At 71.8% G+C, this 18,545-nt stretch carries 14 protein-coding genes and 1 pseudogene; 10 read left to right on the top strand and 5 right to left on the bottom strand.

Translation table 11 applies throughout. The features are described from left to right. Positions 1–55: 55 nt before the first annotated feature. From ACFXBC_RS12415 to ACFXBC_RS12385, 7 genes are all read left to right on the top strand, one after another. The gene (locus tag ACFXBC_RS12415; protein WP_385022394.1) at positions 56–1,990 is read left to right on the top strand and encodes an acyclic terpene utilization AtuA family protein; all 1,935 of its coding nucleotides are present in this window, start codon (positions 56–58) and stop codon (positions 1,988–1,990) included. Continuing rightward, a complete protein-coding gene (locus ACFXBC_RS12410) occupies positions 1,987–3,588 on the top strand; it encodes an acyl-CoA carboxylase subunit beta (RefSeq protein ID WP_385022391.1) in 1,602 nt (533 codons plus the stop codon). The genes ACFXBC_RS12415 and ACFXBC_RS12410 overlap by 4 nt, the downstream gene beginning before the upstream one ends. A gap of 97 nt (positions 3,589–3,685) precedes the next feature. Beyond that, positions 3,686–5,809, top strand: coding sequence for an acetyl/propionyl/methylcrotonyl-CoA carboxylase subunit alpha (locus ACFXBC_RS12405; RefSeq protein WP_385022388.1), 2,124 nt, complete (start codon positions 3,686–3,688; stop codon positions 5,807–5,809). Beyond that, positions 5,806–7,047: an acyl-CoA dehydrogenase family protein gene (locus ACFXBC_RS12400; RefSeq protein WP_385022385.1), complete on the top strand. Its 1,242-nt coding sequence runs from the start codon at positions 5,806–5,808 to the stop codon at positions 7,045–7,047. The genes ACFXBC_RS12405 and ACFXBC_RS12400 overlap by 4 nt, the downstream gene beginning before the upstream one ends. 118 nt (positions 7,048–7,165) lie before the next feature. Continuing rightward, entirely contained in the window at positions 7,166–8,764 is a 1,599-nt protein-coding gene (locus ACFXBC_RS12395) for a 4-coumarate--CoA ligase family protein (RefSeq protein WP_385022545.1), read from the top strand. After that, positions 8,761–9,513 carry an enoyl-CoA hydratase family protein gene (locus ACFXBC_RS12390; RefSeq protein WP_385022382.1) on the top strand — a complete coding sequence of 251 codons (753 nt, stop codon included), beginning with the start codon at positions 8,761–8,763 and terminating at the stop codon, positions 9,511–9,513. Before ACFXBC_RS12395 ends, ACFXBC_RS12390 begins: the two co-directional genes overlap by 4 nt. Beyond that, entirely contained in the window at positions 9,501–10,256 is a 756-nt protein-coding gene (locus tag ACFXBC_RS12385) for a TetR/AcrR family transcriptional regulator (RefSeq protein WP_385022379.1), read from the top strand. The genes ACFXBC_RS12390 and ACFXBC_RS12385 overlap by 13 nt, the downstream gene beginning before the upstream one ends. 271 nt (positions 10,257–10,527) lie before the next feature. Here the strand turns inward: ACFXBC_RS12385 and ACFXBC_RS12380 are convergent, their stop codons facing one another. Further along, positions 10,528–10,740, bottom strand: a complete 213-nt coding sequence (locus ACFXBC_RS12380; RefSeq protein ID WP_385022376.1) for a DUF397 domain-containing protein — start codon at positions 10,738–10,740, stop codon at positions 10,528–10,530. A 254-nt stretch (positions 10,741–10,994) separates the two neighbouring features. Here ACFXBC_RS12380 and ACFXBC_RS12375 point away from each other — a divergent pair, with 254 nt between their 5' ends. Further along, complete coding sequence (locus tag ACFXBC_RS12375) at positions 10,995–11,198, top strand: hypothetical protein (protein ID WP_385022373.1); 204 nt, start codon at positions 10,995–10,997, stop codon at positions 11,196–11,198. A gap of 114 nt (positions 11,199–11,312) precedes the next feature. On the opposite strand, the gene ACFXBC_RS12370 is transcribed toward ACFXBC_RS12375, so the two are convergent. The 3 genes and pseudogenes from ACFXBC_RS12370 to ACFXBC_RS12360 form a co-directional block, all read right to left on the bottom strand. Then, entirely contained in the window at positions 11,313–12,554 is a 1,242-nt protein-coding gene (locus tag ACFXBC_RS12370) for a peptidase S8 (RefSeq protein WP_385022371.1), read from the bottom strand. Continuing rightward, positions 12,551–14,773 (bottom strand): hypothetical protein, encoded by a 2,223-nt coding sequence (locus ACFXBC_RS12365; protein ID WP_385022368.1) that lies wholly within the window; start codon positions 14,771–14,773, stop codon positions 12,551–12,553. Before ACFXBC_RS12365 ends, ACFXBC_RS12370 begins: the two co-directional genes overlap by 4 nt. Before the next feature lie 308 nt (positions 14,774–15,081). Continuing rightward, a pseudogene (locus ACFXBC_RS12360) lies at positions 15,082–15,355 on the bottom strand (IS5/IS1182 family transposase); the annotation flags it as partial. An 899-nt stretch (positions 15,356–16,254) separates the two neighbouring features. Between ACFXBC_RS12360 and ACFXBC_RS12355 the strand changes: the two are divergent. Both ACFXBC_RS12355 and ACFXBC_RS12350 read left to right on the top strand, forming a co-directional pair. After that, entirely contained in the window at positions 16,255–16,491 is a 237-nt protein-coding gene (locus ACFXBC_RS12355; protein WP_385022365.1) for a hypothetical protein, read from the top strand. A gap of 47 nt (positions 16,492–16,538) precedes the next feature. Then, positions 16,539–16,940, top strand: coding sequence for a VOC family protein (locus ACFXBC_RS12350; RefSeq protein WP_385022362.1), 402 nt, complete (start codon positions 16,539–16,541; stop codon positions 16,938–16,940). 81 nt (positions 16,941–17,021) lie between these two features. Here the strand turns inward: ACFXBC_RS12350 and ACFXBC_RS12345 are convergent, their stop codons facing one another. Next, on the bottom strand, positions 17,022–18,146 hold the full coding sequence (locus ACFXBC_RS12345) for a citrate synthase 2 (protein ID WP_385022359.1): 1,125 nt from the start codon (positions 18,144–18,146) through the stop codon (positions 17,022–17,024). Between the last annotated feature and the right edge of the window lie 399 nt (positions 18,147–18,545).

The following is an 18,545-nucleotide window of genomic DNA, read 5'->3' as shown; positions in this document are numbered from 1 at the left end:
CGGAGGAGCCGCCTCCGTCAGGCCGTCGCGGGACCGGGACGCGCACGCCGCGCAGATGCCCGTCAGGCCGTTGCGGATCGGGAACGCGTCCGGCTTCTACGGCGACCGGTTCGGCGCGATGCGGGAGATGCTCACCGGCGGCCCGCTGGATGTGCTGACCGGGGACTATCTCGCCGAGCTGACCATGCTCATCCTCGGCCGCGACCGCCTCAAGGACCCCCGCGCCGGTTACGCCCGTACGTTCCTGCGCCAGTTGGAGGACTGCCTCGGTGAGGCGCACGACCGGGGCGTAAAAATCGTCACCAACGCGGGGGGCCTCAATCCGGCCGGACTGGCGGACGCGATACGGGAGTTGGGTGAGCGGACCGGCGTGCCGGTCCGGGTCGCGCATGTGGAGGGGGACGCCCTCCCGCTGCCGGACGGCGCGCTGACCGCCAACGCCTATCTGGGCGGCGCCGGAATCGCCGCGTGTCTGAACGGCGGCGCGGACGTGGTGGTCACGGGCCGGGTGACGGACGCGGCGCTGGTCACCGGCCCCGCCGCCTGGCACTTCGGCTGGGGCCCCGGCGAACTCGACCGGCTGGCGGGCGCGGTGGCCGCCGGGCATGTGCTGGAGTGCGGGACCCAGGCGACCGGCGGCAACTACTCGTTCTTCACCGGGCACGACATCCGCCACCCCGGCTTCCCGGTCGCGGAGATCAGCGCCGACGGATCCGCCGTGATCACCAAGCAAGACGGTACGGGCGGGGCCGTCGACATCGGGACGGTAACCGCCCAGCTGCTCTACGAGACGGACGGCGCACGGTACGCGGGCCCCGATGTCACCGCCAGGCTCGACACCGTACGGCTGACGCAGGACGGGCCCGACCGGGTGCGGATCTCGGGCGTACAGGGAGAGCCGCCGCCCGCGACGTTCAAGGCCGGGGTCACCCGGATCGGCGGCTGGCGCAACGAGGTCGTGTTCGTGCTCACCGGTCTCGACATCGAGGCCAAGGCGGAGCTGGTCCGCGCCCAGGTCGAGGACGCGTTCGGGGCGGCGGCAGGCGGGCCGGGGGCGTCCCGCCCGGCGGATGTGCGATGGGAGCTGGTGCGTACGGACCGCGCCGACGCCGACACCGAGGAGTGCGCGAGCGCCCTGCTGCGGCTCGTGGTCCGGGACAGCGACCGGGAGGCGGTCGGGCGGGTGGTGAGCGGTGCCGCGATCGAGCTGGCGCTCGGCAGTTACCCCGGGTTCCATGTGACGGCGCCGCCCGGCCGTGGCGCGCCGTACGGGGTCTTCGACGCGGTGTACATGGACCGGGGGGCGGTCCGGGAGGTGGCCGTACTCCCGGACGGGGAAAGGGTGTTGATACCGGACCCGCCCCGTACGTCGGAGTCGCAGGGGGCCGTTCCGCCCACCCGGACGGCGGCCGTTCCGCCCGTCCCGCCGGCGTCGCTCCCCGGTCCGCCTTCCGCCTTTCCCGATCCACCGCCCGCCCTTCCCGGGCCGCTCCCCGCCCCGCAGCCCGATGCGCTCCCCACGCCGCTCCCCGGGAACAGCCCCACCCGGCGTATCCCGCTCGGGCGGATCGCCGGGGCCCGCAGTGGTGACAAGGGCGGTGACGTGAACGTGGGGGTGTGGGTGCGGACGGATCCGGCCTGGCGGTGGCTGGCGCACGCGCTCACCGTCGAGCGGTTCCAGGAGCTGTTGCCCGAGACGCGGGGTCTGGTGGTGTCGCGCCATGTGCTGCCAAATCTGCGGGCGTTGAACTTCGTGGTGGAGGGGCTGCTCGGGGAGGGCGTCGCGGCGCAGACACGGTTCGACGCGCAGGGCAAGGGGGTGGGGGAGTGGCTGCGGAGCCGGCTCGTCGACGTACCGGCGGAGGCCGAGGAGGCCACACCCGCAGCGGACGCCCGTCAGCGGCCGGTCGGGGAGGCCCCGTCCGCCGTGGATGTCCCCGAGCCGCGCCCCGACGACATATCCGTCCGCCACCCCGGGAGCCCCCGATGACCACTCTCCGTACCGCCGTCGACCCCGCGTCCCCCGAGTACACCGCGCACCGCGAGGCCATGCTCGCCAAGCTCGCCGAGCTGGAGGCCGAGCACACCAGGGCGCTCGCGGGCGGCGGTGAGAAGTACGTCGAGCGGCACCGCACACGCGGCAAGCTGCTCGCCCGTGAGCGCATCGAGCTGCTGCTCGACCCCGACACGCCCTTCCTGGAACTCTCCCCGCTCGCCGCCTGGGGCACCGACCACCCGCTCGGTGCCTCGATGATCACCGGCATCGGCACCGTCGAGGGCGTCGAGTGCCTGATCACCGCCAACGACCCCACGGTGCGCGGCGGCGCCAGCAACCCGTGGACGCTGAAGAAGGCGTTCCGGGCCAATGAGATCGCGTACGCCAACCGGCTCCCGTGCATCAGCCTGGTCGAGTCCGGGGGCGCCGATCTCCCCTCCCAGAAGGAGATCTTCATCCCCGGCGGCGCGCTCTTCCGCGACCTCACCCGGCTCTCCGCCGCCGGAATCCCCACCGTCGCGGTGGTGTTCGGCAACTCGACGGCGGGCGGCGCGTACGTACCCGGCATGTCCGACCACGTGATCATGATCAAGGAGCGGTCGAAGGTCTTCCTCGGCGGACCGCCGCTGGTCAGAATGGCGACCGGCGAGGAGTCCGACGACGAGTCGCTCGGCGGCGCCGAGATGCACGCCCGGGTCTCGGGCCTCGCCGACTACCTCGCGCAGGACGAACCCGACGCGCTCCGCCAGGCCCGCCGTGTCGTCGCCCGCCTCAACTGGCGCAAGGCACAGCCGGATCCACCGGGCAGGCCCGCGCCGCCCCGGTACGACGAGGAAGAGCTGCTCGGGATCGTGCCCGGCGATCTGAGGACCCCGTTCGACCCGCACGAGGTCATCGCGCGCATCACCGACGGCTCGGACTTCGACGCGTTCAAGCCGCTCTACGGGCCGAGCCTGGTCACCGGCTGGGCCGAGCTGCACGGCTACCCGGTCGGCATCCTCGCCAACGCCCAGGGCGTCCTCTTCTCCGAGGAGTCCCAGAAGGCCGCCCAGTTCATCCAGCTGGCCAACCAGCGCGACATCCCGCTGCTCTTCCTGCACAACACCACCGGCTACATGGTCGGCAAGGAGTACGAGCAGGGCGGCATCATCAAACACGGCGCGATGATGATCAACGCCGTATCGAACTCGAAGGTCCCGCACCTCTCGGTCCTGCTGGGCGCCTCCTACGGCGCGGGCCACTACGGCATGTGCGGGCGCGCCTACGACCCCCGGTTCCTCTTCGCCTGGCCCAGCGCCAAGTCCGCCGTGATGGGACCGCAGCAGCTGGCCGGCGTGCTGTCGATCGTCGCCCGCGCCTCCGCACAGGCCAAGGGGCAGCCGTACGACGAGGAGGCGGACGCCGCGCTGCGCGCCATGGTGGAGCAGCAGATCGAGTCCGAGTCCCTGCCGATGTTCCTGTCCGGGCGGCTGTACGACGACGGGGTCATCGATCCCCGCGACACCAGGACCGTGCTCGGTCTCTGTCTCTCCGCCATCCACAACGCACCGGTCGAGGGCGCCCGCGGCGGCTTCGGCATCTTCCGGATGTGAGGACGGAGACCGGGATGGGGGCCGGGATGAGGACCGGGACGGAGACCGGGGTGCGGACCGACACGGGGACAGAGACAGCACAGAGATGAGGACAAAGATGATCAGCTCGCTCCTTGTCGCCAACCGCGGTGAGATCGCCTGCCGTATCTTCCGCACCTGCCGCGCCCTGGGCATCGCCACCGTGGCGGTCTTCTCCGACCCGGACGCGGACGCGCTGCACGTACGGGAGGCCGACACCGCCGTACGGCTGCCGGGGGCGGCGCCCGGCGACACCTATCTGCGCGGCGATCTGGTCGTCGCGGCGGCGCTCGCCGCCGGGGCCGACGCGGTCCACCCCGGGTACGGCTTCCTCTCCGAGAACGCCGCGTTCGCCCGCGAGGTCACCGCCGCCGGGCTCACCTGGGTCGGCCCGTCCGCCGATGCCATCGAGGCGATGGCCTCCAAGACCCGCGCCAAGAAGATCATGGCCGGGGCCGGTGTCCCGCTGCTGGCGCCGGTCGACCCGGCCGCCGCCACCGCAGCCGATCTGCCGCTGCTGCTCAAGGCGGCGGCGGGCGGCGGCGGACGCGGAATGCGGGTCGTACGTGAACTCAGCGCGCTGGGAGGCGAGATGACCGCCGCCGTCGCCGAGGCGCGGTCCGCGTTCGGGGACGGCGAGGTCTTCGCGGAGCCGTATGTGGAGCGCGGACGCCATGTCGAGGTGCAGATCATGGCCGACGCGTACGGCACGGTCTGGGCGCTCGGCACCCGCGACTGCTCCCTCCAGCGCCGCCACCAGAAGGTCATCGAGGAGGCCCCGGCGCCCGGCCTCTCCGACACCCTGCGCGCCACCCTGCACGACGCCGCTACCGCTGCCGCCCGCGCGGTGGAGTACCGGGGCGCGGGGACCGTGGAGTTCCTGGTCACGGAGGGTACCGAGGAGCCAGAGGGCGCCGGGCAGCCGGAAGGCGCCGGGGATCCGGAGGGCGCCGGGGAGCCCGGGGGCCGGGCGTACTTCCTGGAGATGAACACCCGGCTCCAGGTCGAACACCCCGTCACCGAGGCCGTGTTCGGGCTCGACCTGGTCGCACTCCAGCTGCGGATCGCCGAGGGCGAACCACTCCCGCCCGGCGGCCCACCACCGCCCCGCGGCCACGCCGTGGAGGCCCGGCTGTACGCGGAGGACCCGGCCGCCGGATGGGCACCGCAGACCGGCACCCTGCACCGGCTCGACGTGCCGGGGACGGGCCAGTACGGCTGGGCCGCGCCGGCCGTCACCGCCGTCACCGTCACCGCCGTCACCGTCACCGCCGCCAGGGCCGTCACCGCCGGTACCGCCGGGGCCGTCCCGGCCGGTACCGCCGCAGGGGCCACCGTCCGGCTGGACACCGGCTACACCGCGGGTGACACCATCGGCATCCACTACGACCCGATGCTCGCCAAGGTCATCGCCCACGCCCCCACCCGCACCGAGGCGCTGCGCACCCTCGCGTACGCCGTCGCACACGCCCGTATCCACGGCCCGGTCACCAACCGCGACCTGCTCGTACGGTCCCTGCGCCACCCGGACTTCACCGCCGCGCGGCTCGACACCGGCTTCTACGACCGGCAGCTGCCCGCGCTCACCGCCCCGGCGCCGGATCCGCTCGCCGCGCTCGCGGCCGCCCTCGCGGACGCGGCGGGCGCCCGGACCGGCGGCTGGCGGAACGTACCGTCCCAGCCGCAGACCAAGAGCTACCGCTCCGAGCCCGACGGCGAGGTGCACGAGGTCCGCTACCGCCTCACCCGGGACGGACTGCGCGCCGAGGACTTCCCCGGCGTACGGCTGCACACCGCCACGCCCCGGCGCGTCTCCCTCGAAGCGGACGGGGTGCTGCGCCACTTCGACGTCGAGGTGCACGGCGACCGTACCTATGTCGGCCGGCACACCTTCACCCGGCTGCCCCGCTTCCCCGACCCGGCCGCCCGCACCGCCCCCGGCTCGCTGCTCGCGCCGATGCCGGGCACGGTTGTCCGGGTCGCGGACGGTCTGGCGGCCGGGGACACCGTCACCGCCGGGCAGCCGCTCATCTGGCTGGAGGCCATGAAGATGGAGCACCGCATCACCGCTCCCGCCTCCGGCACCCTCACCGCGCTGCACGCCGCCCCGGGCCACCAGGTCGAGGTCGGCGCCCTGCTCGCCGTCGTACGCCCCGCACAGCCGGACACGGACACCGACACACAGGAGGCCCTGGAGTCATGAGTACCAGCGTGGGAACCGAGCAATCCGACACCCCGAGCCCCGGCACCACAAGCACCCCCACCCCAAACACCCCCACCCCAAACACCCCCACCCCGAACACCGCCATCGAGACCGAGGAGCGCGCGGCCCTGCGCGCCGCCGTGGCCGCACTCGGCAGGCGCCACGCGGGCACCAGCCACCGCGACTACGACCGGCAGGCGCTCTGGGCCGCGGCGGCGGAGCTGGGCTATCTCGGGGTCAGCCTCCCCGAGGAGTACGGCGGCGGAGGCGGCGGGATCGCCGAACTCTCCATTGTGCTGGAAGAGTTGGGCGCGGCCGGCTGCCCGCTCCTGATGATGGTCGTCTCGCCCGCCATCTGCGGCACGGTCATCGCCCGCTTCGGCACGGACGCCCAGAAGCAGCGCTGGCTCCCCGGGCTCGCGGACGGTTCGCTGACCCTCGCCTTCGGCATCACCGAACCGGACGCCGGGTCCAACTCCCACCGCATCACCACCACCGCCCGCCGCGACGGCACGGACTGGCTGCTCACCGGCCGGAAGGTCTTCATATCCGGGGTCGACCTGGCCGACGCGACCCTGATCGTCGGCCGCACCGAGGACGCCCGCACCGGGCGCCTCAAACCCTGCCTCTTCCTGGTGCCCCGGGATGCCCCCGGCTTCCGGCGCACCCCGATCGACATGGAGATCCAGGCGGTGGAGCAGCAGTTCGAGCTGGTGCTCGACGACGTACGGCTGCCCGCCGACGCCCTGATCGGGAACGAGGACGCCGGGCTGCTCCAGCTCTTCGCCGGGCTCAACCCCGAACGCATCATGACGGCCGCCTTCGCCATCGGGATGGGGCGGTACGCGCTGGCGAAGGCCGTCGACTACGCGAAGACCCGGCAGGTCTGGAAGGAACCCATCGGCTCCCACCAGGCCATCGCGCACCCCCTCGCCCAGTCCCACATCGAACTCGAACTCGCCCGGCTGATGATGCAGAAGGCCGCCGCGCTCTACGACGCGGGCGACGACCTGGGCGCGGGCGAGGCGGCCAACATGGCCAAGTACGCGGCGGGCGAGGCGTGTGTGAAGGCGGTCGACCAGTCCGTGCACACCCTCGGCGGCAACGGCCTCACCCGTGAGTACGGCCTCGCGGCGCTCATCACCGCATCGCGGGTGGCGCGGATCGCACCGGTCAGCCGGGAAATGATCCTGAACTTCGTCTCCCACCAGTCCCTGGGTCTCCCCAAGTCCTACTGACAGGAGGATTCTGGCCCGACCACGACCAGGTCCGTGACCACGACCACGGCAGGGCCACAACCGGGGCCGTGACTGTGGTCACGAGATCGCATCGCACGCGCCGAAAGGAACCGCCATGGTGTCGTTCCACAGTGAGTACGAAGCCGTCCCGGCCCTCGACCAGCCCCTCCACGAGGCGGTCCTCGGCCGGGCCCCCGAGTACGGCGACGCCCCCGCGCTGATCGACGCGGTGGACGGCACCACGGTCAGCTACCGCCAACTCGATACTTTCCACCGGTCGGTGGCCGCCGGACTGGCCGCCGCCGGGGTGGTCAAGGGCGATGTCCTCGCCCTGCACAGCCCCAACAGCATCGCCTACCCGGCGGTCCTCCACGGCGCGAGCCGGGCGGGTGCCACGGTCACCACCGTGCATCCGCTCGCCACCCCCGAGGAGTTCGCCAAACAGCTGCGGGACTCCGCCGCCCGCTGGATCGTCACCGTGGCGCGGCTGCTCGACGTGGCCCGCCGGGCGGCCGAACTGGTCGGCGGGATCGAGGAGATCTTCGTCTGTGACCGGGCCGAAGGCCACCGCTCGGTGATGGACCTGGCCGCCCCCGGTGCCCCTGTACCCGCCGTGGCCATCGACCCCGCCGACGACATCGCCGTACTGCCGTACTCCTCGGGCACCACCGGCACCCCCAAGGGCGTCATGCTCACCCACCGGTCCCTCGCCACCAACCTGGCGCAGCTCCACCCCTTCGCCAGGATGGGGCCCGGCGAGCGCATCCTCGCCGTACTGCCCTTCTTCCACATCTACGGACTCACCGCGCTGCTCAACGCCCCGCTGCGGTACGGCGCGACGGTGGTGGTGCTGCCCCGGTTCGAGCTGGGCCAGTTCCTGGCCGCCATCGAGGAGCACCGCATCAACGGTCTCTATGTGGCCCCGCCCATCGTCCTCGCCCTGGCCAAACACCCGTCCGTCGAGCGCTACGACCTGTCGTCCCTCGACTACATCGTCAGCGCTGCCGCCCCGCTGGACGCCTCGCTGGCCGCCGCCTGTTCGGCCCGGCTCGGACTGCCCCCGGTACGCCAGGCGTACGGCATGACGGAGCTGTCACCCGGCACCCATGTCGTCCCGCTCGACGCCGAGGACCCCCCGCCGGGAGCGGTCGGCAAGCTCTTCCCCAGCACCGAGATGCGCATCCTGTCCCTGGAGGGGCCCGCCCGTGACCTGGGCGTGGACGAGGTCGGCGAGGTCGCGGTCCGGGGGCCGCAGGTCATGAAGGGCTACCTCGGCCGGCCGGACGCCACCGCCGCGATGATCGACCAGGACGGCTGGGTGCACACCGGGGACGTCGGCCGGGTGGACGGTGACGGCTGGCTCTTCATCGTCGACCGGGTCAAGGAACTCATCAAGTACAAGGGCTTCCAGGTGGCCCCCGCCGAACTGGAGGCGCTGCTCCTGACCCATCCTGCGGTCGCCGACGCGGCGGTGATCGGCGTGTACGACGAGGACGGCAACGAGGTGCCCAAGGCGTTCGCCGTCCGGCAGGCGTCCGCGCGCCTCACGGAGGACGAGCTGATGGCGTACGTCGCCGAGCGTGTCTCTCCGTACAAGAAGATCCGGCGCGTGGAGTTCGTCGGCGCCGTCCCGCGCGCCACATCGGGGAAGATACTCCGCCGTGAACTGCGCGAACGGGAACGCCGGAACAGCGCCCGCCGGGAGCAGACCCGATGACGGCACCGCCACCGCCCAGCACGATCCGGACGGCCCACGACCGGGGCATCACCACCCTCACCCTGGACGCGCCGCAGAGCCGCAACGCACTCTCCGCGCAGCTGGTGGCCGAGGTGTCGGACGCCCTGACGGCCGCCGCCGATGACGGCTCCGTACGCGCGGTGGTCCTCACCCACACCGGGAACACCTTCTGCGCGGGCGCGGACCTGAAGGGGCCGCCGGATCCGGCCGCGTTCGTCGCCCTGATGCGGGCGATCGTGGCCCACCCCCGGCCCGTCGTCGCCCGGGTCACCGGCCATGTCAGGGCCGGCGGGCTCGGCCTGCTCGGCTCCTGCGACATCGCGCTGGCGGGACCCGGCGCCTCCTTCGCCTTCACCGAGTCACGGCTCGGCCTGGCGCCCGCCGTCATCTCCATGCCGCTGCTGCCGCGCATGGACGCACGGGCCGCGGCCCGCTACTACCTCACGGGCGAACGGTTCGACGCAGCCGAAGCCGCCCGTACGGGACTGATCACCGGCGCCGCCGACGATGTGGACGCGGCCCTCGCGCCCGTCGTCGACGGCCTGCGCCGGGCCTCACCGCAGGGCCTGGCCGCATCGAAGTCCCTGGTCACCGCTACGGTGCTGGAGAACTTCGACCGCAACACGGAAGATCTCATCGCCCACTCAGCGGCCCTCTTCGCGTCCGCCGAGGCGCGGGAGGGCATACGGGCCTTCCTCGAACGACGGGATCCCGCATGGGTGTGCTGACGGACCGGGACGGCGGTACGGGGGGCGCTGACCAGTCCGGGACGGGTGGTGCTGCCGGGGGCGGTGACCAGTCCGGTACGGGTGGCGCCGTCGGGGGCGGTGACCAGTCCCGTACGGGCCGGGGCGGCCCCAAGCAGGACCGCAGCCGCGCCACCCGGCAGCGCCTCCTTGAGGCGGCGGTCTCCTGCCTGGCCGAACACGGCTGGGCGGGCTCCACCGTCTCCGCTGTCGCGGAACGCGCGGGCGTCTCCCGGGGCGCGGCGCAGCACCACTTCCCGACCCGCGAGGACCTCTTCACGGCGGCGGTCGAGTACGTGGCCGAGGAACGCTCCACGGCCCTGCGCACCCTGCCCCCGCAGGACCGCCGCACGGTGGTGGCGGCCCTGGTCGACCTCTACACCGGCCCGCTCTTCCGGGCCGCCCTGCACCTGTGGGTGGCCGCGTCGAACGAACCCCAGCTGCACGCCCGGGTCACGGAGTTGGAGGCCAGGGTCGGCCGCGAGTCGCACCGCATCGCCGTACGGCTCCTGCGAGCGGACGAGTCGGCACCCGGCGTACGGGAGACGGTGCAGGGCCTCCTCGACATGGCCCGGGGCCTGGGCCTGGCGAATCTGCTCACGGACGACGCCGAACGGCGCGAGCGCGTGGTGACGCAGTGGGGCGAGCTGGTGGAGGGGGCGCTACGGGGGCATAGCTGCGGGGCGGGGTACTCGCCGGGCGACGGAGCCGAGCAGAACGCGTGACGGCCCCGCCCACGCCAACCCACGTCAACTCCGGCAGACCCACCAACCAGCACAAACCCAAGGCTCATACGCAAAGCGGCCCATTCCCGTCACGCCGGGGAACGGACCGCTTGCACCCGTCTCCGGGCTTGTGCGGCACCTTACTCCACGGCACCGGGCTGAACTACCAGTCCTGTTCCTCGTGGAGCTGGCCGGTGCGGGGCGTGGCCGGTGCGGCGTCTGGTAGCGCTCGACGGCTGCCGCGCCCCGGCCGTCTCCGGAGCCCGGCGGGCTACTTCAGCGCACCGGACCGCAGCGCGCCGACCAGGCCGCCGAGAGCGCCGTGGGAGAGCAGCAGGGCGGGGCCGTTGGGGTTCTTGCTGTCCCGTGCGGCGACCGATTCGGCGGAGACGATGCCGCATTCGACGCACTGCGCCCCTGTGTCCGACCGCGAGGACTTCCACCACGTCACGGGGAGGGTGGAGGCGTCGTCAACATGGTTCATGTGTTCTTCCTTATCTCTGTGATCAGATCCGCCGATGCCTCGACCGACTCGGCAGCGGAGGTGAGCCGTTGCCAGGCGTCCCGGTGAGCCGCCACCTTGTCGCGCTCCTCGATTCCGTCTGGGCCGAGGTGAAGCGGTGAGAGAGCCGGGTCGTATGGGCTTCGGCCGGTAGGTGGCCCTGCACGGCCCCGGCCCGCGGGAACCGGCCGGTGGCGCTGGGGCGTGTTCGTTCTTGACGACGGAAGGAGCCAGTCATGACACACGGAGGCGGCGGGGGCGGAGGTGGCGGCCACCACGGTGGCGGCGGGTCCCACCACCACTCCGGAGGAAACCCCGGCATGTACACCCCGGGCGGTGACGGCTCCGGCGGGGGCGGCTCGCGGAACTCGGTGACCAAGTGGGTGTTCTTCGCGGCGCTGATGGTGTTGCTCGTCGTCTGGCCGTTCTGCCGGCGTTGACCGGCCGGCGCCACAGGAGTTGCACCGCGCCAATACGTGTGCACCGCGCCGGTACGTGTGCGGCGGGCCGGTGGGCCGCCGCACACGCGGTGCGTCACTCGACGCGAAGCGCGGTCAGAATGCCGACAGACCGGCAGGTGTGCCGAGTCCCGTGGGGCCGTCGTAGCCCGGTTGGCCGGTGCACTGGTAGTCGCCGCCGCAGTCGGTCACGAGCCCGTTGCTCCCACCGACGACATCGTTCAGGCCGGCGGAGTGCGCGTAGAGGTAAGACGCGTCGGGAAGGTGTTCGGGATGGCCGGCCAGCCCGATGATTCCGGCGACAAGGGGGGCCGAGGCGCTGGTGCCGCTTCCCACGCTCCAACCGTCCAGGCTGTCGTAGATGGCGACACCGGTGTCCGGGTCGGCGACCGCGGCGACGTCCGCGACCATACGGCCGGGGCAGTTCGCGTCATGCTGCCAGGCCGGCTTGTCGACCCACGCCGAACACCCGCTGCCCGCGCCTCCCTTCTGCGAGTTCCACACCGTCTCGTTCCAGCCGCGCGCGTTGTCGGCCCGCTTCAGCGTCGTGCCGCCGACGGAGACCACGGAGTCCAGATCGGCGGGGAAGCTCGGCAGGCCGTAGCCGCTGTCACCGCTGGCGACGGTGATCGCCACGCCCGGGTGGGAGTAGGCCGAGGCGTACTTCACCAAGGAGCCCGATTCCGTGTCGCCATAGCTGTTGGAGATCTCGGTCGCGCCGAGCCGGGCCGCGGTGTTCTCGGCGGCGGCGAAGTCGGCGAACTCGGTGTCGTCGCTCTCCACCAGGAGGATGTGGCACTGCGGGCACGCGGCGGAGACCATGGCCAGGTCGAGCGCGGTCTCGCCTTCCCAGCCCATGTCTTCGGGCAGCGGGCCGGCTGCGCCTTCCTGGTTCACCTTGCTGAAGCAGCCGTTCGCGGTCGTGCAGGCGGGGAGGCCGTAGGTCGTGCGGTAGACGGCGAGATCGGCTTCAGCGGTGGCGTCGTCACCGGCATCGACCACGGCGACCGTCTGTCCCGCGCCGCCCGTGTCCGGCAGGTCGTAGGCGGCGCGCAGATCGGCCGGGCCGTAACCCGCGGGCAGCGCGTCGGCGCTTCGCACACCGCGGACGCCGCCCGGGTCGGTGCGTATCTGCGCGTAGCACCGGGCATGGCCGGGCGCGGCTGTCGGACACACGTCATGCACCGCTGACAGACCCGCTGATGCCTGCGGACCGGGGGCGGCCCCTGCCATCCGCGTCGGGGCGGAGGCAGGCGTGGCGGAGGCGGGTACGGCGGTGGCGAGCGTCGCGGCCAGGACGGCCCCCAGCCCAGTGCCGACGCGGAGAAATCTTCTCACTGGGCGCTCCCGATGCGGTAGGCGTTGGTGACGGTCTGGCTCAGCGTGTTACCGGCGGCGTCGGCAGCGGTGACCCGGATCGCCGGCAGAACACCTTTGTGTACGGGGGAGTTGGGCCAGGACGCGACATAGTCGCCGGCCGCTCCTGTGAGCCTCGCCTGCTGCCAGGTCTTTCCCCCGTCGTACGAGACGTCCACGGTCGCCGCGGTGACCGGGCTGTCGGAGCCGGCACCGTTCACGACCAGGTGATCGACCGTCAAGTGCAGCTGCTGCTGGGGCGTCGTGCTGGTGTCCGACAGGTCAAGACCGGCCAGGTCGTAGTGCGCGCCCAGCATCGGAAGCACCTGGCAGGGCACGGTCCCCGACCCGCCGTCGCAGTCGGACGCGCCGGCGCTCGGGGCGTCGGGCGTGTACTTCATCGTGAGATCGGTGTGGCTCGTGGTGCCGAGGCTCGAACCGCCCACGTCCAGGTCCGCGACCGCGCGGTAGGTGGCCGGGGCCAGTGGCTGGCCGGTGATCGTCAGCGGCTGAGTAGAGGTGGTCTCGCCTATGTGGGTGCCGTCGCGGTACGCGGTGAGGTGGTACGAGGCCGGCATGCCGAACAGGAAAACACCCGAGTGCCCCGGGCCGCTGTCACCGAGAGACCCCAGACCGATGCTCAGTGTTCCACCGGCGGTGCACATCGCACAGGCCCGGCCGTTCCACACGACGGTCGAGGTCGGGGCGACCGGCCCCTTGCCCCAGTCCTCGGTGTAGGCGCGCCCTGCGACGTACTGGTCGGCCGGACTCGTGAAGGTGACGTGGTCGGGCGTGGTCATCTCCTCCGACCAGGTGCCTTCCCCGGTGGAGAGGACGTAGTCGGTGAGCACCGTGCCGAACGTCGCCGGCCTGAAGGTGAGGGAGGTTCCGAACCCCGGATCGGTCAGTACGGCCGTCATGTTCCCGCTTGCCGAAGAGTGTCCGGGAGACTTGTACAACCGGTTGCGCACAGTGGCCAGTTGGGCGGGCTTCGCCCGGTAGGACTCGTTCGCCGGCACCTTGTCCTTCGACACGAACGCCAGGTCGTACCCGTAGTCCCTGGCGGAGCCGCTCCACACCACCATGTTGGACAGAGTGCCGGTGGCGGGCGCGTCAACCGCGTTGACGTAGAGCGGAGTCGTTCCGCTGACATCGGCGGAGAACGTCATGGTGGCGCCGGTCGCGTCGGTGCGCAGCACCTCGTCGGACAGCGAGTTCTGGGTGGCCGGCCTCGGGGTCCCCACGGTGATCCGCTCGGACGCCGTGGCCTCGCTGACGTTGAATGCGGTCACGCCGCCCGTGCCGGACGGCACGGTCAGGTCGTCCATCACGACCTGCCTGGTCGCGGTGGTGTTCCCGGCGGCGTCCTCGTCCTGGAACGAGGCGATCAGCATGTAGTGGCCTGAGGGTGCCTGGATGCGAGCGACGCCGTCGGAGAGGGGCACCTGGTCGGCCCGTAGCCGGTCGAAGGAGTCGGTGTTGACGAGGGTGACGAGCGCGTTCGAGGCGGGGGCGCCGGTCAGGTCGGTGATGTTCAGCTGCACGGGGCTCAACGCGTACCGCGCCGATGTCGGCACCTGTGCCGACGCACCGGCCAGCGTCATGCTGGTCAGTCCACGCGGCAGCGGGCCGGTCGCGTCCGTCGCGTTCCGCTGCCGCAGCGCCGTGCCGAACGCCGTGGCCGACTTCGAAGTCAGGTAGCCGGTCGCGGTGTTGCCGCTGACCGATGTCAGGGTGACGCCCGCAGGTGCGGTGGGCTTCTGGCCCGCCGCAAAGGAGAGGCGAACCGGAATCCGGCCGGTGTGGCTGTACGCGCGCAGTGCCGAGACGTCGAACAGCGACATGTCGAGGCCATGCCCGAGGAAGGGCACGGCCGTCGCGGGGATCACCTCCACGTCGCCGTCGGGCCGGCGTATCTCGCGGAAGCCGGCGTCGCGGCTCCCACCGACCGGCGTGCAGGTGATCCTGCCCTTGACCGACGTCACCATGACCCGGTCACCGGTGACCAGGGTGAGGGCGGCGGGCGCGGTCGTACTGGTCTCGGTCGGAACGGTGTTGGTGGTATCGGTGTTGGCGGTAGGGGACTCGGTGGTGCCGGTGGACCCGATGGTGCCGGCCTCGGCCGTGACCGCCGATGCCGTACCGGCCACGGCGACCACGGCTACAGCTGAGGCCAGGGTGAGCAGTCGCTTGAGCAGCATGCGTTCTCCCCACTTCTACGGCCCGTGACGGTGCATGACGGCCCCTGGCGGACTATGACGGCTCGTCATGGGTCGTCATGGTTCGTCGCGGGATACGGAATGCCCCGGCGCGACCGGCTGTCTGCCCATGCGGGCCGCGCCGAGGGCGAATGCGCTCAATGTCGTCGTTTCATATGATCGTCCTTGGTCCGGGTGATCACCAATGCGTAACGGTGGAAGGGCTGTTGGCATTTCCCGCCGCACGGCGGACGGGTCGGACGGGCCCCGCCACGCGGAAGCGCCACCCGCCCGCGCCACGCGAAACGGGCCCGGTCGTGCGGGAGGTATGGCCGTGCGGTACGGAGCATGCGGGCGGTACGGTCCTGGCCTGTCAGATCCCCCCTTTCGTTGCCCGCATGTTCACCGAGTCGATCGCGCACCGCGACCAGTCGAGCTTGCCGTTCGCGCCGAGTTCGTCCGGCACCAGGCGGTGGAGTTTGGCCCAGACCCTCGCCTGACTCCACTCGGCGAAGCGCAGGTACACCGTTGACCACGACAGCCGGAGGTAGCCACGAACAGAATGGCGGCCAGCACGCGCCGCTCGTACTCCAGGGCGACCGCCTCGCGGAAGCGCCCATAGGTGGCGGCATCGCAGTAGACCAGCACGACCAGCCGGGTGGGCGGTCGCAACAGTCGCACCGCTTCCGTGAACTCCCACACCGTCCCGGGGCCGTGGCCCGCCGCCATCAGCACCACCTGGGCCCCGTCGATCAGCGAGCTCACGGTGGGCTGCCAGTCGTCGAGGGGCAGCTGGCCGCGTACGGCGCCGATGGGCGGAAGGAGTTCGCCGGGGCTGCCGATGGCGATGACCCGGCCGAAGTGCGCGAAGTGATGCACCAGTTGCTCCTCGCGGGTCAGCCCCGAGAGGAAGAACAGCATCCCCGGCTCACCCCCGCCGCCCTGGATGTCGGAGTCCAGTGCGGCCATGTCGGCGTCGTTCGCGAAGGGGCGCAGATAGAGCACGTAACGGGCCCCCGCCAGCGGGCCGAACGAGTCGATCACATCGGCTGTGTACCGCTTGCCCTGCACCACGAGACGGCGGCCGGCGCCGAAGGCCCGCAGGCCGATGGCGACAGCGACCAGGGCCACCAGTGCGCGCAGCCACCAGAGGGGGTGGAGCATCGCCGGAACCTGATCGCTGGTCCATCCCGCCCGGAAGATCACCCAGCCGGTGACGCCAAGGGCCGCCCCGGCCACCCGTAAGGTCCACCCGACGACAGTGAGCCGACGCCCCCTGGACCATCCCTCGCCCACCTGGGGCGTCCGCATTCCGGCGCGCATGGATCCTCCGTACTCCGGGACGAATCCGGTACGTCTTCGGTACGACTCCGGTTCAGGACATACCCCGGATCACTGCTTACCAGTGACCCAGGTGACACAGGCTCGCGCATCACTATGCACGCCGGAACTCCTGTGGCCGAAAAGCCAGTTGGAGACGGCTCATGCGGAAACGTCCGGTCCTGGCCGCCCTCGCCGCCCTGCCGGCCCTCGTCCTCGTTCCGCTCTCGGCCGGGCAGGCATCCGCCACGAGCGATGTCACCAGCACGGCGGGATCCTTCGACCCGTACGCCAATGACTCGAACGGCATCCAGTACGCGAGCCTCGACGTCGGGGCCTTCAGCGGCAGCACCCTGAAGGGCCTCAGGGAGGCGCGCCCCTCCCGGCGGCCGAGCGCCTGAGGGCGGTCGGCGGAATATTCGCGTCCGCTGAGGACTTGTGGAGGGGCATGCTTACCCTGCGCACCTACGCCCGCGTCTACACCGACGACCTCGACTCGGTACTGGCATCGTTCACCGCGGTGACCGGTGAGTCGGTCGGCAGCCGGTTCACGATGCCCAACGGGCTGCAACTGGCCACCATCGGCCGTGTTCTGGTGGTGGCCGGCGATCAGAGCACGCTGGCACCGTACCGGGCGACGGCGGCCACGGTGATCGTCGACGACCTCGACCAGTGCCTGGCACGCCTCACCGAAACAGGTGCGCGGGTCTTGCGCGGCCCTCAGGAGGTCCCGACGGGCCGGAACCTGACGGCCGAGCTGGGTGGCGGTGTTCGCGTCGAATACGTCGAGTGGAGCGAGGCACAGTGGCAGCGTGAAGGAGGCCGGCCGGCTGACAAGCAGCCTGGATGAGCGTCCGCAGACAAGCGACGGCCCCGCCGCACCCTGTACGCCCTGGAGCGCGCCGTACAGGGTGTGCGGGCGCCCCCACGCTCACCCCGTGATGCTGTCGTACCCCTCGATCGCACGCGGGTCGCGCGTCCCCGGCCCCACGTACGTCGCCGACGGCCGCACCAGCCGCCCCGTCCGCTTCTGTTCCAGGATGTGCGCGCTCCACCCGGCCGTACGGGCACAGGTGAACATCGATGTGAACATGTGCGCCGGGACCTCCGCGAAGTCCAGCACGATCGCTGCCCAGAACTCCACGTTCGTGGCCAGCACCCGGTCCGGGCGCCGGGCGTGCAGCTCCTCAAGAGCGGCCTTCTCCAGCGCCTCGGCGACCTCGAAGCGCGGTGCGGCCAGCTCCTTCGCGGTGCGGCGCAGGACCCGGGCCCGCGGGTCCTCCGCGCGGTAGACGCGGTGGCCGAAACCCATCAGCCGCTCGCCCTGGTCGAGCGCCCGCTTCACATACGCGCTCGCGTCGCCCGTCCGCTCGATCTCCTCGATCATGCCGAGGACCCGCGACGGCGCCCCGCCGTGCAGCGGCCCGGACATCGCGCCCACCGCACCCGAGAGCGCGGCGGCGACATCCGCGCCGGTCGACGCGATGACCCGGGCGGTGAACGTGGAGGCGTTCATTCCGTGTTCGGCCGCCGACGTCCAGTAGGCGTCAACCGCCTTGACGTGCTGGGGATCCGGCTCACCACGCCAGCGGATCATGAACCGCTCGACCACCGAGTCCGCCTTGTCGATCTCGCTCTGCGGGACCATCGGGCTGCCCTGGCCGCGCGCCGACTGGGCGACGTACGAGAGGGCCATCACCGCCGCACGCGCCAGGTCGTCGCGCGCGGTGCGCTCATCGATGTCGAGCAGCGGTTTCAGGCCCCAGACGGGCGCGAGCATCGCCAGCGCGGACTGCACGTCGACCCGGATGTCACCGGAGTGGACCGGGATCGGGAACGGCTCGGCGGGCGGCAGCCCGGGGTTGAACGCCCCGTCGACCAGCAGACCCCAGACGTTCCCGAAGGACACATGGCCGACCAGGTCCTCGATGTCGACGCCGCGGTACCGCAGGGCACCGCCCTCCTTGTCCGGTTCGGCGATCTCGGTCTCGAATGCGACGACTCCTTCGAGTCCGGGTACGAAGGCGGCTGCGGCTGCGGCTGCGGCGTCGGACATCGGGCGGCTCCTCGTGGTGGGTTCGGGCCTGCTGGTTCTACGGGCGTGGTTCCCGTCTTTCCGGTTCGGTGCACACGACGGCTCGATGACGGCTCCATGACGGCTTCACGACGGCTGAATCGGCAGCTGCCATGGGGGCTGACCTGTCCGCGTGCGGAGGGACGAGTCTGACGGCTCCCGGCGCCGCGGGGGAAGCGTGACATCCGGCACACCTAGGGACTGTCGTCAGAGTGCCGCCTGCCGCGCGGTGTCTGGCACATCCCCAAGTTCTCGGCTGCGCTCGAACAGGGGAGACCCCACTGCTCGCGGCGTTGCCGAAATGCCCTAGTAGCGGCCCGACGAGGGGCGTACGGCGGCGGGGGCTCGGGGGCCCGCGACCCCCCGCGGCCCCCCCAGGGG

The sequence above is a fragment of the Streptomyces sp. NPDC059398 genome (assembly GCF_042751845.1).
In the GTDB taxonomy this organism is placed as follows: domain Bacteria; phylum Actinomycetota; class Actinomycetes; order Streptomycetales; family Streptomycetaceae; genus Streptomyces.
Note: the sequence above shows the minus strand (reverse complement) of the source record. Positions and strands in the feature narration are given on the sequence as shown.

What these genes read in the sequence shown, in the direction of transcription:
- ACFXBC_RS12400 (WP_385022385.1), top strand. Translation starts at nt 5,806, where the DNA reads ATGAGTACCAGCGTGGGAACCGAGCAATCCGACACCCCGAGCCCCGGC.
- ACFXBC_RS12375 (WP_385022373.1), top strand. Translation starts at nt 10,995, where the DNA reads ATGACACACGGAGGCGGCGGGGGCGGAGGTGGCGGCCACCACGGTGGC.
- ACFXBC_RS12345 (WP_385022359.1), bottom strand. Translation starts at nt 18,146, where the DNA reads ATGTCCGACGCCGCAGCCGCAGCCGCAGCCGCCTTCGTACCCGGACTC.
- ACFXBC_RS12415 (WP_385022394.1), top strand. Translation starts at nt 56, where the DNA reads ATGCCCGTCAGGCCGTTGCGGATCGGGAACGCGTCCGGCTTCTACGGC.
- ACFXBC_RS12410 (WP_385022391.1), top strand. Translation starts at nt 1,987, where the DNA reads ATGACCACTCTCCGTACCGCCGTCGACCCCGCGTCCCCCGAGTACACC.
- ACFXBC_RS12385 (WP_385022379.1), top strand. Translation starts at nt 9,501, where the DNA reads ATGGGTGTGCTGACGGACCGGGACGGCGGTACGGGGGGCGCTGACCAG.
- ACFXBC_RS12355 (WP_385022365.1), top strand. Translation starts at nt 16,255, where the DNA reads ATGCGGAAACGTCCGGTCCTGGCCGCCCTCGCCGCCCTGCCGGCCCTC.
- ACFXBC_RS12365 (WP_385022368.1), bottom strand. Translation starts at nt 14,773, where the DNA reads ATGCTGCTCAAGCGACTGCTCACCCTGGCCTCAGCTGTAGCCGTGGTC.
- ACFXBC_RS12390 (WP_385022382.1), top strand. Translation starts at nt 8,761, where the DNA reads ATGACGGCACCGCCACCGCCCAGCACGATCCGGACGGCCCACGACCGG.
- ACFXBC_RS12350 (WP_385022362.1), top strand. Translation starts at nt 16,539, where the DNA reads ATGCTTACCCTGCGCACCTACGCCCGCGTCTACACCGACGACCTCGAC.
- ACFXBC_RS12380 (WP_385022376.1), bottom strand. Translation starts at nt 10,740, where the DNA reads ATGAACCATGTTGACGACGCCTCCACCCTCCCCGTGACGTGGTGGAAG.
- ACFXBC_RS12405 (WP_385022388.1), top strand. Translation starts at nt 3,686, where the DNA reads ATGATCAGCTCGCTCCTTGTCGCCAACCGCGGTGAGATCGCCTGCCGT.